Annotated in this window: 13 protein-coding genes; 7 read left to right on the top strand and 6 right to left on the bottom strand. The window is 69.6% G+C overall.

What is annotated here, in order from left to right:
- Positions 1-322 precede the first annotated feature (322 nt).
- From ACFTZL_RS02110 to ACFTZL_RS02125, 4 genes are all read right to left on the bottom strand, one after another.
- A complete protein-coding gene (locus ACFTZL_RS02110) occupies positions 323-1,147 on the bottom strand; it encodes a TIGR03936 family radical SAM-associated protein (protein ID WP_382577176.1) in 825 nt (274 codons plus the stop codon).
- A gap of 6 nt (positions 1,148-1,153) precedes the next feature.
- Complete coding sequence (locus ACFTZL_RS02115; RefSeq protein ID WP_382577110.1) at positions 1,154-2,278, bottom strand: hypothetical protein; 1,125 nt, start codon at positions 2,276-2,278, stop codon at positions 1,154-1,156.
- A 73-nt stretch (positions 2,279-2,351) separates the two neighbouring features.
- Positions 2,352-2,570: a helix-turn-helix domain-containing protein gene (locus ACFTZL_RS02120; protein ID WP_382493662.1), complete on the bottom strand. Its 219-nt coding sequence runs from the start codon at positions 2,568-2,570 to the stop codon at positions 2,352-2,354.
- Positions 2,570-3,067, bottom strand: coding sequence for a DUF2975 domain-containing protein (locus tag ACFTZL_RS02125; protein WP_382577112.1), 498 nt, complete (start codon positions 3,065-3,067; stop codon positions 2,570-2,572). Before ACFTZL_RS02125 ends, ACFTZL_RS02120 begins: the two co-directional genes overlap by 1 nt.
- 134 nt (positions 3,068-3,201) lie before the next feature.
- Between ACFTZL_RS02125 and ACFTZL_RS02130 the strand changes: the two genes are divergently transcribed.
- Entirely contained in the window at positions 3,202-3,891 is a 690-nt protein-coding gene (locus ACFTZL_RS02130; protein WP_382577113.1) for a GAF and ANTAR domain-containing protein, read from the top strand.
- A gap of 123 nt (positions 3,892-4,014) precedes the next feature.
- Here the strand turns inward: ACFTZL_RS02130 and ACFTZL_RS02135 are convergent, their stop codons facing one another.
- Positions 4,015-7,659: a LamG-like jellyroll fold domain-containing protein gene (locus ACFTZL_RS02135; RefSeq protein WP_382577115.1), complete on the bottom strand. Its 3,645-nt coding sequence runs from the start codon at positions 7,657-7,659 to the stop codon at positions 4,015-4,017.
- 374 nt (positions 7,660-8,033) lie between these two features.
- Here ACFTZL_RS02135 and ACFTZL_RS02140 point away from each other — a divergent pair, with 374 nt between their 5' ends.
- The 6 genes from ACFTZL_RS02140 to ACFTZL_RS02165 all read left to right on the top strand — a co-directional run bounded on the left by ACFTZL_RS02140 (position 8,034) and on the right by ACFTZL_RS02165 (position 15,763).
- Positions 8,034-9,080, top strand: coding sequence for a LacI family DNA-binding transcriptional regulator (locus ACFTZL_RS02140; protein ID WP_382577117.1), 1,047 nt, complete (start codon positions 8,034-8,036; stop codon positions 9,078-9,080).
- Positions 9,081-9,206: 126 nt separating this feature from the next.
- Positions 9,207-10,454 carry an extracellular solute-binding protein gene (locus ACFTZL_RS02145; protein ID WP_382577119.1) on the top strand — a complete coding sequence of 416 codons (1,248 nt, stop codon included), beginning with the start codon at positions 9,207-9,209 and terminating at the stop codon, positions 10,452-10,454.
- Positions 10,455-10,456: 2 nt separating this feature from the next.
- Complete coding sequence (locus tag ACFTZL_RS02150; protein WP_382577121.1) at positions 10,457-11,377, top strand: carbohydrate ABC transporter permease; 921 nt, start codon at positions 10,457-10,459, stop codon at positions 11,375-11,377.
- Positions 11,374-12,207: a carbohydrate ABC transporter permease gene (locus tag ACFTZL_RS02155; RefSeq protein WP_382577124.1), complete on the top strand. Its 834-nt coding sequence runs from the start codon at positions 11,374-11,376 to the stop codon at positions 12,205-12,207. Before ACFTZL_RS02150 ends, ACFTZL_RS02155 begins: the two co-directional genes overlap by 4 nt.
- A gap of 60 nt (positions 12,208-12,267) precedes the next feature.
- Positions 12,268-14,043 carry an amylo-alpha-1,6-glucosidase gene (locus ACFTZL_RS02160; RefSeq protein ID WP_382577126.1) on the top strand — a complete coding sequence of 592 codons (1,776 nt, stop codon included), beginning with the start codon at positions 12,268-12,270 and terminating at the stop codon, positions 14,041-14,043.
- A gap of 100 nt (positions 14,044-14,143) precedes the next feature.
- Positions 14,144-15,763: a recombinase family protein gene (locus tag ACFTZL_RS02165; RefSeq protein ID WP_382577179.1), complete on the top strand. Its 1,620-nt coding sequence runs from the start codon at positions 14,144-14,146 to the stop codon at positions 15,761-15,763.
- 201 nt (positions 15,764-15,964) lie between these two features.
- Here the strand turns inward: ACFTZL_RS02165 and ACFTZL_RS02170 are convergent, their stop codons facing one another.
- Positions 15,965-17,353, bottom strand: a complete 1,389-nt coding sequence (locus ACFTZL_RS02170; RefSeq protein WP_382577181.1) for a replication initiator — start codon at positions 17,351-17,353, stop codon at positions 15,965-15,967.
- Positions 17,354-17,458 lie beyond the last annotated feature (105 nt).

Below are 17,458 nucleotides of genomic sequence, written 5' to 3' on the forward strand. Positions count from 1 at the left end.
CGCTGGGGGTGTTCTGTTCGGAGCCCGTTGAGGACTCTGCGGGTTCGGTCGGTTCGAGCATGCGGGCTTTTCTCCCGTCAGGCTCCCGGGCGCCGCGCCTGGTCCGGCGATGCCGGTGACGTCCGCGGCGCGCGCTCTTGCGCGTTCGCCGCCGTCCGGGGCGCGGGCGCCGCACGGGAGCTCTCTGTGTCCTGTCTCGCCGGTTCCGTATGCCGAATGCGTACGGCCTGGCGAAAGTCTGCTGGTCGGTACGCTGCCCGACCCAGGTGGCTCCCGAGTCCGAGGGCGGCGCTACGACGTCCGTCCCTTCGCGGAACCTTCCTTACGCCGGCGCCGTCGCGGCGGCAGTCGGTTCGGCCGTTGAAAGGGCCTCCGCTGCCTCGCGGTCGGGCGCGAGCGGGTCGGTCACCGTGCCGGTCTCTTCATCGAACAGCCCCTGCGCCAGCCTGGTCACCGCTGCGGGGACCGGCGGCGCCAGGTCGGCCACGGCGCGAAGACCGGACAGGACGTCGTCGGGTCGTACGGCAGGCGTCACGTGCCGAACAACCAGCCGCAGTATCGCACAGGGCTGGTCGGTCGGCCTATCAGCCTGCGAACTGTGCGTTTCCGTGAGGTCTGGGATCTCCAGGCTCACCACGGCGGCGCGGGCGTCGAAGGTGCGGACGCCGTTCTTGGCTTGGCGCTGGACCTCGACGGTCTCGGCCGCGGTGAAGGTGTCCACCGCGCGGCGGGCCTCCTCCTGCGGCACACCGTCCAGCCGCAGCTCCCATACGGAAGCCGTCAGCCGGTCGGCGAGTCCCGAGGTGCGGACCTCGACCGCCTCGACGATGTCGAGCCCGGTGGGCATCGACGCGTCGAGAAGGGCCCTGAGCTGGTCCGGATCGCGCGGTGCGGTGAGCGCGATCTCCAGGTATTCCGCCTCACTGCCCGTGCCGGTGGGTGCGGCATTGGCGTACGACACCTTCGGGTGCGGTGTGAAGCCCGCCGAGTAGGCCATCGGCACCTCGGCACGGCGCAACGCACGCTCGAAGGCGCGCTGGAAGTCACGGTGGCTGGTGAACCGGAGGCGGCCGCGCTTGGTGTAGCGCAGTCGGATGCGCTGCGCCGCGGGTGCGGGCGGCGGGCCTTCGGGCTGTCGCTTGCCCAGTGTCGTTCAGTCCTTCGTGAGAGCGGTCGTACTGCTACCAAGAGTACGTGTCTCGCGCCCCGAAGGTTCCCCGCGGTCGACCGGCCGCGGCTGCCGCGGCACGCCGAAGAGCATCCGCCGGACGTCGGCACGCGCCTGCCGTACGGAATCCCGGGCGGAGGCCAGGGCCTGCCGGGTGGCGCGCCCCACGCCGCGGGCGGCTTCGGCGACGGGCCGCAGGACGCTGTCCCGCACGACGTGTCCGACCGGCGTCAGGACACTGCGGTACACCCACCGCACCGGCTCGACGAAGACCCACCGGAAGAGGGTGCCGAGGAACCGCCCGACGGCGAGCGAGATGTGCCCGGCGACGCGCCACGCGTGCCCGAGGGCGTCCCACACCTCCCGTCCGATGACGGCGAGGACCCGCCCGACGGGGGCGAGAACCCAGCGCCAGAGGGCGAGCGCGGGCAGGACGAGCAGGATCCGGGTGATCCAGTAGAGGACCGCTCCGATGCCGGTGACGATCGCGCTCACCAGCCACACCAGCCCCTTGGCGCACCAGGCGATCGCGCGCCCGACGGGTGCGATCACCCAGGTGTACAGCCACCGGGCGGGTACGACGACGAGCCCCCTGAGCAGCCAGACCACGGCATGCCCGACGGGCGTGAGCAGGTGGGCGTAGATCCAGCCGAGCGCGGCCCCGACACCCCTGGCGATCCACGTGGCGGCCCACGCGATCGCGTGCCCCACGGGCGTCAGCACTTGCCGGTACAGCCACACCAGGGGCACGACCACGAGTACGTACCCGAGCCACCCGAGGGCCTTGCCCACCGGCACGACGCCGTACCGCCACAGCCCCACGAACGGCCAGACGAACACCGCCCGACCGAGCCACAGCAGCGCCCGCCCCACCGGCCGGAACAGCACGTCGTTCAGGAACCGTCCGGCCACCACGAGCGCGTCCCACACCATCCGCACGGGGACGACCAGCACGAGCACGACGATCCGCACGGGGATCCGGATCGCGACGGCGAGACATCCCTCGGGCGCGACGCCCTCACGTACAGGCGGCGCGGTCGGTTCGGGCACCCTTTTGCGCAGATCGACCCGCGCCTCGGAACCCTCGCGGGCCGGCTTCTCCACATCCATACCGTCCAAGACGCCTCAGCGCCCCGTCCGGATGCAGCACCGCACAGTCCGGCCCTTTCCCGGACCGGCGGCCTCAGCCGTCCACACCGTCGGACTCCCAGCGCAGCAGGTCCCCCGGCTGGCACTCCAGTACTTCGCAGAGCGCGGCGAGCGTGGAGAAACGGACCGCCTTGGCGCGGCCGTTCTTGAGGACCGCCAGGTTGGCGGGGGTGATGCCGACGCGTTCCGCGAGCTCGCCCACGGACATCTTCCGCTTGGCCAGCATCACGTCGATGTCGACGGCGATCGCCATCAGATGACCTCTTCCAACTCGGCCCGCATCCGGGTCGCCTCGATGTCGCGTGCGACGGCCTGCGCGAGCAGCATGCGCAGCACGAGCACGACCAGCGCGACGCCCAGCACCGCGACGACGACCCCGCACAGCAGCAGGACCACCCCGGGAGCGACGGCCTCGCCGGGCGCGAGCACGATCGCGAGGGCGAAGACCAGCAGGGCGGCCGCCACGAACGCGCCGATCACGATGTGCACGTACCGGAAGGCGGCGGTGGAGAACACCGTCCCGCAGCGCACCATCGTCACCAGCCGCCACACACAGACCACAACGACCTGGGCCGTCACGATACCGAGGATCGTGATCACGAGGATCGGGGTACGGAGGTACGCGTAGTGCGGGTTCAGGCCGTTCAGATCGACGGCCAACAGCGGCACCATCACCGCCTGCACGAACAGCGACCCGGCGATCAGCACCAGGAGCACCCCACGCAACGCCGCCACGGCCGGCTTCCCCATCACCACTCCTCCGATCGAGCCACGATGGAAATCTATCGAAACTCGATAGATGACGCAATGGGGCGGCCTTCCCTGGGGAAACGTGGCAACGTGGGCAGAGAGGACACCGAGGCGACGACCGAGGGAGAATCACAGTGGAATGGCGCGTGTTCGCGCAGCAGATGGCCTCCATGGCACGCGACCTGCTGGCCCAGGAGTCGGTCGATGCCACCCTCGCGCACATCACCGACTCGGCCACGAGGCTCGTGGCGGGATGCGACGCGTCCGGCATCCTCCTCCTGCACGGCAACCGGGTGGAGACGCTCGCTCCCACGTCCGACCTGGTCGTCAAGAGCGACCAGTTGCAGGAGCGCCTGGCGGAGGGCCCCTGCTTCGACGCGGCCCGCAGGGGCACATCGGAGCGGGTGTTCCGCATCCCCGACTTCAACGACGAGCAGCCGCGCTGGCCCGCGTACGCGAAGCAGGCCCGTGAACTGGGCGTGGGCAGCATGATGGGTTTTCTGCTGTACACCGAGGACGAGGAACTCGGCGCGCTCGATCTCTACTCCTACCGATCGGGCTCCTTCACGGATGACAGCGAGACCGCCGGCTGGCTGCTGGCCTCGCACGCCGCCATCGCCTTCGCCAGTGCCCGCAGTCACGCCCAGCTTGAGCAGGCCGTCGCCACACGTCATCTCATCGGCGAGGCCATGGGCATCCTCATGGGCAGCCACCGCCTCAACGAGAAGGAGGCCTTCGACGTGCTGCGCCGCTTCTCCCAGGAGCGGAACATCAAGCTCCGCGAGGTCGCCCGGCGGGTCTGCGAACAGGGCCGCCTGAGCTGACGGCTCCCCCAGCTCGTGGCTGAACCGGGGGAACCTGGGCCGGGCCGGTCCCCCGGGGGAGCGCTACCGACCCCGCCCTTCTCAGCGGGTCCCCCTGAGGACCGACCTCACCCCTCGGTCTTCTCAGTCTTCTCTCGCGTACGGCACGACGGTGATCCGGTCGATCAGCGGAGCGTAGCGGGAGCGGAGCAGCACCCCGGGGAAGGTGTCCGAGGCGTAGGTGGTGCCGTCGTAGTTCGGCAGCTCCTCGGAGCGGAAGCCGATCGTGTTCTTCCCCTTCCTGAGCTGGACCGGGACGGTCAGCTCCCAGAAGTTGTTCTGGTGGAAGCTGTGCGGGAAGCCGACGCGCCGCGGCTCGCCGCCGTTGACGCTGATGTCGGCGTGGCGGGCGAGCGGGTCCGGGTTGTAGTGCGTGGCCTCGGACTGCTCCGGGTTGGAGTAGCGGACGCGCAGCGCGTACAGGCCGGGCCGGTCGGCCGTGACGGTGAACGTCGCGGTGTTGCCGTTGCCGGGGGCGCCGCCGATGCCCGTGATCGCCGTGCCGTCGGTGGCCAGCGAGAGCGGGGCGAGTGTGGCCGAGCCCGCGAGCTCGGCGTCGCCGGCCTCATACGTACGCGTCGGCAGCTTGCCCTCGGTCGATGTGACCGTCAGACGGTCGACGAGGGTCGTGGCCGGGCCGCCGGTCACGGTCACCTTGTTGACGCCGCCCGAGAGGGACACGGCCACGCTGCTCCGGTTCTTGGCCAGGCGCAGAACGTCGTGCCCGTTGACGGCGAGCCGGGCGCCGGTGCCGCCGAGGGTGTCGACCCCGAGGGTGGCCTCGCGGTCGGCGGGTGAGTAGACCCAGAACGTGGCCGTCTGGCCCTTCGCGAGCCGGACCGCGCCCGAACCCGACTGCTTCGGCAGGTCGTAGACGGTCCGTGCCCCGCCGGCCGGCCAGGCCAGCTCGCCCTCGTACACCTGGGTGCCGGCCGAGGCGTCCGGCAGGGACAGGGTGAGGCGGTCGACGATGGCGTCACCCTTGGTGGCGCGCTTGCCGTCGAGGCTCTTCGCGGCGAGCGTCAGGGTGTGCCTGCCCTTGGTGAGCTTCACCTGGGTGTCGGTGTGGTCCCAGACCACCCATTTGTAGCCGAGCGGCAGGTGCAACTCCCGCTCGCTGTCCGCCTTGCCGTCCACGCGCAGGTAGACATTGGCCGGGCCCTGCTCCTTCACCTTGTCGAAGGTGTTGAGGGAGTTGGCGAAGACGCTCAGGTCGTAGGTGCCGTCCTCGGGCACGTCCACGGTGAAGTCCAGCGTGACGTCCGAGCCGGTGCGCAGACCGCCCACGTCGTAGCCGCCGGAGGTGTAGAACTTCGACACGTCGCGGGGCGAGCCCTCCGGGCCGTTCTTCGACCAGCCGGATCCGGTGTGGGCGGCGTCCTCCGCCTCGTACGAACCCTGCCAGCGCACGGGCGGGGACTGGGTGCTCTTCGCCTTCCCGGCCGGGCTGAGGACGATCTCGTAGGCCGAGGACTCCTTCAGCGCCGGCAGCCCGCCGTCGCCAAAGTCGACGACGACCGTGCCGTCGTCACCGACCTCGAGGTTCCGCTCGGTGAGCAGCTTCGGGCCGGAGTTGTCGCCGACCTGACCGCTCCACTCGATCTCCTTCACCCAGGCGTGCACACGGTCGCCGAACAGCTTCTTCGGGACGCCCGCGAAGGTGATGTGGCCCTTGCCGGTGGAGCCGCCGAAGAGCAGCCGGGCCTGCTTCCTCTTCTCGTCGAGCGTGCCGACGCCCTGCATGGTGTAGTTCTCGCCCGGGAAGGGCGGAGTGACCTTCAGGGTGTGGCCGCTCATCGACGCGTACGAGTTCAGCAGCCACCACTGGCCGTTGCCACGGTTCGACTGCACCGCGGAGTCGGAGAGGTTGCCGTCGATGTTCCAGTACGCGATGTCGGCGTCGACCTTGGACTCCTCGATCGCGGACACCCACTGGATCATCTGGCCGGGCACCGAGGTGTGGTAGTTGAAGGCGTACTCGTTGATGTTGACGGGCAGTTCGGTGCCCGCCTTGTCGGTGCCCTTGAACAGGTCCTTCTCCCACGCCCGGTACTTGGCGACGCTCGCGCGCACCGCCTCCGGGTGGCTCAGCTCGTGCCAGGTGATGACGTCCGGGAGGGTGCCGGCGGCCAGGGTGTGCGTGAGGAAGCCCTTCACCTGGTCGTACAGGACGCTGGTGTTGGGGCCGGCGATGCGGGCCTCGGGCATCTTGCCCTTGATGAGCTTGTAGAAGTCGTCCCAGGCGGCGAAGTAGGCGTCGGGGTCGTCGAGCCAGCTGACCTTGTCGTAGCTCCACTCGCCGGTGCCGAACATGTTGCCCTCGGGCTCGTTGAACGGCACGAAGACGATGTTGTCCTGGTACTGCTTCGGCAGCTTCAGGACCTGGTCGACCTGCTGGGCGACCTTCTCCCGGTAGAGCTTGAGCTTCTCCTCGGGGGTGTCGCCCGGCCACTGGTACGGGAAGCCGCGGTGGATGTCGGTCATGTAGATGTACACATCGCCGTCGGTGGAGTCGGCCAGCGGCTTGACCACCTCCAGCGCGTCGGCACCGGGATGCTGCGGGCCGTCCTGCGCCTTGGTGGAGACCGTGCGCAGGCCCATGCCCTCCATGAGGTTGTTGGTGGGGACGTCCGGTCCGTAGACGCCGTAGAGGGTGCCGGAGGCACCGCCGTGGAAAGCGCCGGTGTCCGAGCCGAGGTCGACGGTGAGCTGCCCCTCGCGGACCACGGTGACGGTCGCCTTCACCGCGCGTCCGGCCGCGGTCCCGGCGACGGTGAACGTCCCGGGCTTGGCGTACTTCTCGGACGGTACGGCGTCCCAGGTGACCGGTATGTCACGGTCGTAGCCGTCGGTGAAGGAGGCGCGGGCGGCGGCCGGGAGGGACGGGGCGGTCCCGGTGGTGGTACGGACCTCGAAGGACGTCTTCGAGAGCTCCTGGACGGTCGGCACGGCACCGACCGTACCGGCCACCTGCTCGGCGCTCAGCGCCGCGTGCCACACGGTGAAGTCGTCGATCGCGCCCTTGAGCAGCGGGTCCGGGTAGAGGGACTTGCCGATGTAACCGGCGGCGGTGGCCGAACTCTCCAGCAGGTCCTTGGCCTTGATGCCGGTCTCGGCGGAGGAGACCGGCACGCCGTCGAGGTAGGTGGTGAGCCGGCCGGCGGAGGTGTCGAGGGTGACGGTCACCGTCCGCCACTGGTCCGCGGGGAGCGGCGCGTAGCCGCGCACCTGTGCCTCCGCGCCCCCTCCGCCGGTGGTCACGGAGGTCTGGAACAGACCGCTGCCGTTGTACGGGGTGCTGAAGAGGTACTTGGTGGTGTCGGTGCCCAGGTCGAAGATCCGCTGCCAGGGCGACTTGCCGCCGCTCCACTTCACGCGCGCGGAGACCGTCAGGTCGGCCGCGTCACCGACCACTTCACGGGGCAGGCGGACGTACGCACCGCTGGAGTCGGCGGCACCGCCGGGCAGAGCGAGGGCCTTGCCCCCGGCCGTGCCCTCGACGGACCGGGCGGTGGAGGCGTTCACCAGGTCTGCCGTCAGGCCGTTGCCGGAGCTGTCGGCGATCTTCCCGGAGGCCATGTCGTCCTGGTCGAAGGTGTAACGGGCGGCGGGCCGGGGCGGCTCCGCCGCGTGCGCGGGAACTGCCGGTGCGGCCAGCAGGCCCGCACCGAGGGTCAGCGCCACGGCGGCCGGGGCGCGGCGCCGCGTGGATCTGTCAGCGGATGGCATGGATGGCGTCCTCATCGTCGGGGTCGTCAAAACGTCGGGGATCGTCGAACCGGTTCGATTCAGGCTGCGCACAGAGACGCGATGTGGGTGACGGTGGTGGGTGACGGTGCTGGGGTGACGGTGGTGGGCTCGGGGAGGGGAGGCAGGCCGGGAAACGGGATCGCCGCATCGAACCGGTTCGGGAAGCTAGCACCGGTACCTCGGGCCAGCAATCCCTTCGACACGGGAATCTCCTCGGCCGTGGCGCCCGGCCTGCGAAGTTCGTTCCGGGTGTTGACAGGCGCCCGGGCAGTTCCTACGTTCCCTCCATGCGAACCGGTTCGACAACGGCCGGTCGACGTCGAACCGGTTCGGTCTTCGAGCAAGGAGTTGCCGTGAACATCGGTGAGATCGCCCGCCGGGCCGGTGTCTCGCGGAGCACCGTGTCCTACGCACTGAGCGGCAAGCGCCCCGTGTCGGACGACACCCGCCGGAAGATCCAGCAGGTCGTCGACGAACTCGGGTACCGGCCCAGCGCCAGTGCCCGCGCCCTGGCCAACGGGCGGACCAGCACCCTCGGCCTGGTCTTCCCGCCCGCCGGAAACCACTACACGGGAATGCAGCTCGACTTCATCGGCAGTGTCGTCGAGGCCGCCGCGGTCTACGACTACGACGTGCTGCTGTCCCCCAGCGGCGTGGACAGCGACCGTTCCTTCCAGCGACTGCTGGGTGAGCGGCGGGTCGACGGCGCGATCCTGATGGAGATCAGGCTGGAGGACGACCGGGCCGACCATCTGGCCGCCCTGGACTTCCCGGCCGTCGCCATCGGCCGTACCGCTCACCCCGAGGGCAGTTGGTGGGTGGGCCTGGACCACATCGCACTCGTGGAGGCCTGCGTCCATCACCTGGCGGATCTCGGCCACCGCCGGATCGCCTTCGTCAACCGTCCGGAGCAGTTGCTGCGGGCCGGGTACGAGTCCGCGCACCGCGGCCTGGACGGTTTCACCAAGGCCGCGGCCGAGCGCGGGCTGACCGTGCGCACCTATTGCTGCGGGGACGACGCCGCCTCGGGCCAGGCCTGTGTGGAACGGATCCTGCACGACGACCCGGCCACCACCGGCCTGGTCACGCTGAACGAGGCCGCGCTGGGCGGCCTGTACCGGGGGCTGGCCCAGGCCGGCCGCCATGTCCCGCGCGACTTCTCCGTCACCGGGGTCGTGGCCGCCCGCTGGGCGGAGACGGTGACCCCGCGGCTCACGGCGGCGGACGTACCCGCGGCCGACCTGGGCCGGCTCGCCGTCGAGCTGCTGGTGGAGCGGCTCGACCACCCCGGCGCCCCGCCCCGGCACCACCTCCTCACCCCGCCCATCTCCCTGCGGGCCAGCACCGGGCCCGCGGGTGTCACGCCCGCCGGGGGCACCAGGGCCGATACGACGCCCTGACCGAGACCCCTGGCCTCCTCCTTCACCCCGTCACACGCCCGAAGGCTCATCAGCGCTGTTCGGCGTGCCCACTTCCAGCAGCGCCCTCGCCTCGGCACCCGCATGCCCGAAACAAAGGACCCCGCGATGAACAGCATCTCCAGACGGCGCCGCCTGACCGCCGCGGCCCTGACCGCCCTGGCCGTCGCCACGAGCGCCACCGCCTGTGGATCCGGCTCGGCAGGCACCGGGACGAAGGCGGCGGACGACGGCACGTACACGATCTGGGACCCGTACCCGCAGTTCGCCAAGGGCTCCGCGTGGGTGAAGCTGCTGGACGCCTGCGGCAGCGAGGCCGGAGTGAAGATCAAGCGGACCGGCTTCGACACCAGCGACCTGGCCAACAAGACGCTGCTCGCCGCCCAGCAGGGCAACTCCCCCGACGTCCTCATCGTCGACAACCCCGTGGTGTCGACCCTGGCCGAGGCGGGCGTGCTCACCACCACCGACGACAGCAAACTCGACACCTCGGGCGTGGACCCCAACCTGCTCGCGGCCGGCCAGTCGGGCGGCAAGACCTACGGCACCCCGATCGGCGCCAACACCCTCGCCCTCTACTACAACAAGAAGGTCCTGAAGGACGCCGGGGTGGACATAGCCACCGTCAAGGACTGGACGTCGCTGACGGCCGCGCTGGCGAAGGTCGAGCAGGCCGGCAAGAAGGGCATCACCTTCTCCGCGATCGGCACCGAGGAGGGCAGCTTCCAGTTCCTGCCGTGGTTCTGGGGCTCCGGAGCCGAGCTGACCGACGTCGACTCGCCCGCGGCCGTCTCCGCGCTCTCCCTCTGGAAGGACTGGCTGGACAAGGGCTACGCCCCCAACTCGGTGCTCAACAACACCCAGACCACGAGCTGGCAGGAGTTCGCGACCGGCGACTACGCCTTCGCGGAGAACGGCACCTGGCAGCTCGCGGCCGCCAAGAAGGCCGGCTTCGACTTCGGCGTCCTGCCCGTCCCCGCCGCCCAGGGAGGCAGCGCCGCGGCCCCGACGGGCGGCGAGTTCGTCACCGTCCCGGTGCAGAGCGACACCGGCCGCTACGCCACCACGCGCAAGCTCGCGACCTGCCTGACCAGCACCAAGAACCTGTACGACACCGACACCACCCTCTCCTACGTCGCACCCACCGGCGAGGTCCAGGACAAGCAGGTGGCGGCCGACCCTGCGCTCAAGCCATGGGTGGACGCGGTCAAGTCGGCCAAGGGCCGTACCAGTGACGACCTCGGCACGAAGTACCCCAAGATCTCCGAGCAGTTGTGGAAGGCCGTGCAGTCCGCGCTCAGCGGCTCGAAGTCGCCGAAGGACGCGCTCACCACCGCCCAGTCCGCTGCCGAGTGACCATGGACCGAGGTCTTCCTACGACCCACACGAGACAGACGATCCACACGAGACAGTGGGCCGCCTGGGCCTTCCTCACCCCGGTGACGCTGTACCTCGCCCTCTTCTACGCCTATCCGCTCTACCGCAACCTCGACCTGAGCCTGCGCGACTACACCGTCCGCTCCTTCGTCCAGGGTGACGCGCCCTTCACGGGCCTGCACAACTACCGGACCGTCTTCGACGACCCGGCCTTCGCACCCGCCCTGCTCCACACCGTGGTGTTCACCGCCGTGTGCCTGGCCTTCCAGTACGCCATCGGCCTGGCGCTCGCGGTCTTCTTCAACCAGCACTTCCGGCTCTCCGCCACCCTGCGGGCGCTGTTCCTGGTGCCCTGGCTGCTGCCGCTGATCGTGTCGGCCTCCACCTGGTCGTGGCTGCTCAACAGCGACTCCGGGCTGGTCAACGCCCTGCTGAGCACCGTCGGCATCGACCCGGTGAACTGGCTGACCTCGCCGACCTGGTCGCTCACCTCCGTGATCATCGCCAACATCTGGATCGGCATCCCGTTCAACCTGGTCGTGCTCCACAGCGGCCTGCAGTCCATCCCGGCCGGCCTGTACGAGGCCGCCGCCCTCGACGGGGCGGGTGCCTGGCGGCGGTTCTGGAGCATCACCTTCCCGCTGCTGCGGCCGGTGTCCGCGATCACCCTGCTGCTCGGGCTGGTCTACACGCTCAAGGTCTTCGACATCATCTGGATCATGACCAAGGGCGGCCCGGCGGGAGCGTCCACGACCCTCGCCACCTGGTCCTACCAACTCGGCTTCGGCAACCTGCTGCCCGCCTTCGGCCCGGGCGCGGCCGTGGGCAACCTGCTGGTGGTGGCCGCCCTGGCGTTCGGCCTGGTCTACGCCCGGGTGCAGAGGAAGCAGGCGCTCTCATGAGCCGAAGCGGCAAGCGCACGTGGGGAGACTGGGCAAAGACGACCCTCGGCGTCCTGCTGACCGGGATCATGCTCTTCCCGGTCTACTGGATGCTGAACGTGTCCCTCACCCGCGACCAGGACCTGCGCAAGAGTCCACCGGACCTGTTCCCCGTCCACGGCACCCTGGCCGGCTACCGCAGCGTCCTCGACGAGCAGTTGCCCTACCTCGGCACGAGCCTCGTCATCGGCCTGGGCACCGTCGCCCTGACCGTGGCCCTGTCCGCCCCCGCCGGCTACGCGCTGGCCAAGCTGCGCCCGCGCGGCGGCGGCATCCTCGGCTTCGTCCTGCTCGCCGCCCAGATGATCCCCGGCATCATCATGGCGATGGGCTTCTACGCCATCTACCTCCAGCTCGGCCTGCTCCAGTCCGTCCCCGGCCTGATCGTCGCCGACTCCACCCTGGCCGTCCCCTTCGCGGTACTCATCTTCACCGCGTTCATGTCCGGCATCCCCGACGAACTGCTCCAGGCGGCGCGGACGGACGGTGCGGGCCCCTGGCGCACCTTCCGTTCGATCGTCCTGCCGATGAGCCGCAACGCCGTCGTCACCGTGTCGCTGTTCGCGTTCCTGTGGTCCTGGTCCGACTTCGTCTTCGCGAGCACCCTCGTCAACGGCGGCGCGCGGGAGCCGATCACCCTCGGCATCTACCACTACATCGGCAACAACAACCAGGAGTGGAACGCCATCATGGCCACCGCCGTCGTGGCCTCGCTGCCGGCCGCGGTCATCCTCGTCCTGGCCCAGCGCTATGTCGCCGCCGGCGTGACAGCCGGCGCGGTCAAGGACTGACCGGGTGTGGTCGAGGACCGACCTCCGCACGATCCCTGCTCGAGAAACGAGTGCCCCTTCATGACCGCCGACCGCTCCGGCCCGGCCTTCTCCGTCCAGGACATCCCGTTCAGCACGTCCGGATCCTGGTTCGACATCTCCCCCGTGGTGGCGGAGAAGACGTACGCCGAAGACCTCCACCTCGTCTCGCACCAGAACGGCATGCACGCCGTGCTGAGCCTGACGCCCCTCGACCGGGCGACGGGCGAGCGGGCCGAGACCCGGGTGGAGGCCACCCCGGGCCTGCTGAGCTGGATCAGTACGGCCGGCCGCGTCGACCTCGCCTACGAGTCGCCGGACACCGTCCGCCTGCGCGGCACGGCACTGTCGCTGCGCGTCTGCGCCTCGGCCCGCACGCTGACCCCCTTCAGCGGCACGTACTTCTTCCGCGACGCGGCCACCGAGGCCTACGTCTTCACGTCGTACGAGACCGGCCGCCGCTACCGCGTCACCGTCCTGTCCGGCACGGTGCCCCACACCCACGGCGACCAGACCCTGGGCACCGCCGACCGCGGCCTCACGGTCACCGCAGGCCCGGACGACTCCTGGGAGATCGCCGTCGAGGAACTCGACACGGCCCGCCCGCCGTACGTGTCGACCTCACTCTTCGGCAAGATCGTCGAGACGGCGCGGAACGCCTTCGCGGACTTCGTCGACGCGGTGGCCCCTTGGCGCTCCTCGGCCACCCCGGCCGCCGAACTCGCCGCCTACGTCGTGTGGTCCGCGACCGTACGCCCGGCGGGGCTGGTCCCCCGGCCCGCCGTACTGATGTCCAAGCACTGGATGGACAAGGTCTGGAGCTGGGACCACTGCTTCAACGCCTTGGCCCTGGCCCCCGGCTGCCCCGAACTGGCCTGGGACCAGTACCAGCTTCCCTTCGACCACCAGGACGAGACCGGGGCGCTCCCCGATTCGGTCACCCACTCCGAGGTCCTGCACAACTTCGTCAAACCGCCCATCCACGGCTGGGCCCTCGGCCACCTGCGCCGCCGCCTGCCCACACCCCCCGACCGCACGGAACTGGCAGGCGCCTACGACCGGCTGGAACGCTGGACGACCTTCTGGCTCACCGCCCGGCGCACCCCCGGCGCGGCACTCCCCCACTACCACCACGGCAACGACAGCGGCTGGGACAACGCCACCACGTTCGACCCCGAACGCGTGGTCGTCACCGCGGACCTGGCCGCCTTCCTCATCCTCCAGCAGCACGAACTCGCCGCCCTGGCAGCACACTTGGACAGACCTGACGACGCCACGCGGTGGACACGAGCCGCCGAGGCGACCCAGGCGGCCCTGCTGGACGAACTCTGGACCGGCGACCGCTTCACCACCCGAGGCGTCCACAGCGGGAACACCTGGACCGGCTCCAGCCTTCTCGACCTGATGCCCATCGTGCTGGGCGAGCACCTCCCGCCCGGGATCAGCGCCCGGCTGGCCGACCGCATCGCGGCCCACCTGACCCCCCACGGCCTGGCCACGGAGCTGCCGACCTCACCGCACTACCTCGCCGACGGCTACTGGCGCGGCCCGATCTGGGCCCCCGCCACGGTCCTCATCGAAGACGGCCTGCGCCGCGCCGGCCACCACCGGCTGGCAGCCGACATCAGCATCCGCTTCCGCACCCTGTGCGAAACCCACGGCTTCGCCGAGAACTTCAACGCCCTGACCGGCACGGGCCTGAGGGACCGCGCCTACACCTGGACCGCCGCCGGCTACCTCCTCCTCGCGGAGGCAGCCGCCGACGACGGTGTCAGTGCGCGTGCCCGCTCGAAGCAGGCGCCGGGCCGGCGTTCTTGACCGACAGGGGCAGCAGCTTCTTCCCCGTCGGACCGATCTGGATCTCCGTGTCCATCTGCGGCCATTCACCAACGGACCCAAAACCGCTACCGTGCAGGTCATGGGGAAGCGAACGAGGACCCGCGCCGCAACTGACCGCGGGCTGTACTCAGTTGATGCCGAATGGTCCGAGGCTGACTTAGCCCTCTTACGGGAGCTGAAGAAGACGGAAGCCCTCCTGCCGGACGACGCACCGCGGGCACTCTTGTCCGTGCGTCTGTCGGTCCTCACCGACGACACGACATCGCCCGTCCGGCAGGAACTCGATCTACGTCTGCTCGCCAGGGAGCGCGGCTGCCGAGTGATCGGAGTCGCGAGCGATCTCAACGTCTCGGCGACGAAGGTTCCGCCGTGGAAGCGCAAGGAGCTCGGGGACTGGCTGAACAACCGGGCGCCCGAGTTCGACGAGATCCTTTTCTGGAAACTGGACCGTTTCGTACGTCGCCTCTCGGACCTCAGCACCATGATCGACTGGTGCTTGAAGTATGGGAAGAACCTCGTCTCCAAGAACGACTCGATCGACCTGACTACAACGGCCGGGAAGATCATGGTCACGATCGTCGGCGGCATCGCCGAGATCGAGGCCGCCAACACCAGCACGCGCGTAGCGAGCCTCTGGGACTACACCAAGACACAGAGCGACTGGCTTGTGGGCAAGCCGGGGTACGGGTACGAGACGGCGGAGGACGAGAACGGCAGGGTCGTACTCGCCATCGACAAGGACGCGCACCGGGCACTGCACTGGTGCCGCAAGGCCGCCATGCGGGACAAGCCTGCTTCCGCCCGGCGCATGGTCAAGGTCCTGGTGCGCGCCGGCCTCTGCGGATCAGGCCTGACAGCGTCGACACAGCTCCGCCGACTCAGGAACCCGGCACTCATGGGCTACCGCGTAGAAGAGGACAAGAACGGGGGCGTACGCCGCTCGAAGATCGTTCTGGGTAGCGACGCGAAGCCCATTCGCGTGGCAGACCCGATCTTCACCGAGGACGAGTTCAACAGCCTTCAAGAGGCACTCGACCGCCGAGGGAAGAACCAGCCCACCCGGCGCCCGGAGGGGGCAACAAGGTTCCTCGGAGTCCTGATCTGCCACGACTGCGGCTCGAACATGACTGTTCAGCAGAACCGCGTCAAGGATCGGTCCTATTCGTACCTGCGGTGTGGCAAGTGCAAGGCCGGAGGCCACGGCGCTCCGAACCCCGATGAGATCTACGGCAAGCTCGTCGGCGACGTTCTGAGGGTTCTCGGGGACGAACCCGTCATGACACGCGAGTACCGGCAGGGCGCCGAGGCCCGCAAGGAACAACTGCGCCTGGAACAGTCCATCAGCTACTACATGACCGGGCTTGAGCCTGGAGGCCGCTTCACGAAGACGCGCTTCACCAAAGAGCAGGCTGAGAAGACACTGGACGACCTCATCAAGCAACTGGAGGCCATCGACCCCGAGTCGACCAAGGACCGGTGGGTGGCCGTGCACAACGGCAAGTCGTTCCGTACCCACTGGGAGGAAGGCGGTATGGAGGCCATGGCCGCGGATCTTCTCCGGGTCGGAGTGAGGTGCGTGATCAAGCGGACCAAGGTGAAGGGCGTACGCGCCCCACGCATCCACATGAAGCTGATGATCCCCAAGGATGTACGGGACCGGCTGATACTCAAGGAGGACGACTTCGCGGAGGCCTTCTAGCACGGTCCGTCCGACTGACGCGGGCAGCCGCCTTCTCGAGCCGTACGGGGAGGTGGCTTCTCGACTCACGAGAACCACGACGCGGGGTCGAACGGCTCTTCCGTGCCATCATCGTCAACGATCACGATCTCGCTTTCGATCACACTCGGTGCCCTGCCGTCGCCACACCGAGGCGGCAGCGGGCGCCCTGACTGCTGCGGCTCACGCTCGGGAAGTGCGGTTATAAGCGCCACTCCCCTCTTGCTTCGCTTCGGTGCCAAGCCGTCGAGACTCTGCAAGGTCATCCGCGATTCCCGCCGCGATGAGCGCCGCACCGGGGGTATGGCCAGAGCCGACGTAACGCCAGTGCCGATCGGTGACCTGGTTGGGGATCTCGTCTCGTCCGCTGCCGTGGCCCATGTGGTGGGCGCGTTCGGCACGCAAGGCCGCATAGGTGGTGGAGTAGGCACGGGACTTGGTGAGGATGTGCCCCCGGTAGCCGAGGGTGTGAGCCCAGGCGCGGAGGCGGAGGTGTTCGTACTCAGGGAGGCCGCCGAGGCGCCAGCAGGTCCGCATGAGGGTGCGGACGTGTTCGCTCACGGGCATCATGCCGATGTCGTGCCAGGCCGTGAGCGGATGGTCGGTGCCGGCGCCTGTCTCGCTGGCTCCCTTGGTGACGTATTTCGCGACATACGCGGCCACCGCGTCGTCATCCGGCCCGTCACCGTCGACGCGCAGCCGACGGACATCAAGCTGGGCGCCCCAGCGCAGCACCACCTCACCAACGGCCGGACTGTAGGGCGTTCCGACCTGGACCCGATGCGCCGATGCCCGTACGGCGTCGGTCAGGCGGTCGACGGTGCCCCAAGCCGGGGGTTCGTCGCTGGGCCCGGCCGGGCCGTCGAGGCGGACGATGGTGTGCACGTGGACGGCCGCCCGCTTTTGATACTCGGCGACGCGGGCGAAGGACAGCCGGGCATGCTCGGCGAATCGGGACTGCACGAGGCCGACCGAGGAGGCCAAACGCCGCCGGACGTCGATGACGAACCGATCCCACAGCTTGGACGCGTGCGCGTGCCACAGCACGTGGCCCGTGTAGTCGTAGCACTCGGCGCACAGCGGCAGTCCGACGGCGGCATCATCAGGGCCGTGCATGGCGCCGCAGCCAAGGGAGCGGCCGTGTTCGCACACCTCACGGTCGCGGCGGGGCCTGCATTGCTCTCCGGCCCGGTGCACGGGGCCGAAGGACGGGGCGGTCAGGGTCACGAAGAGCCGAGGGCGGTGCCGGACCGTGGCGGGGACGTTCTTGCCGCCGAGGAGGCCCGCGCGGACAAGGTGAAAAGTGTCGCCCGCGTGGAGGCGGGAGCATGCCGGGCAGACGGTTGCGCGTCGGTTGCGGCAGCGGACGAGGAGGCGTTCGCCAGGTTCGTTGCGGGTGTCGTAGTGGTGGAGGACTTCCCCCGTTTCGGCGTCCAGGGTCGTGGTCGAGCCGGACAGGTGGACGGGGTGTGCGCAGCCACCGGTAGCGGTGACCTGGTCCAGCCAGCGCGGAAATTTAGGGTCTTGAGCGAGGCGGATTGCGTCGCGGTCTGCTTCGGGCAACTGACGCAGGCGCGCCGCGCGGTCGAGGACGGCGCGCCGGTCAGCCGGTGCGTACTCCGGGGTGATGGTGGTGACCTTCCGGGGTGGGCCGCCGCAGCGGCACGGTGGAGGGGT

Source organism: Streptomyces sp. NPDC056948 (assembly GCF_042674225.1).
In the GTDB taxonomy this organism is placed as follows: domain Bacteria; phylum Actinomycetota; class Actinomycetes; order Streptomycetales; family Streptomycetaceae; genus Streptomyces; species Streptomyces purpurascens.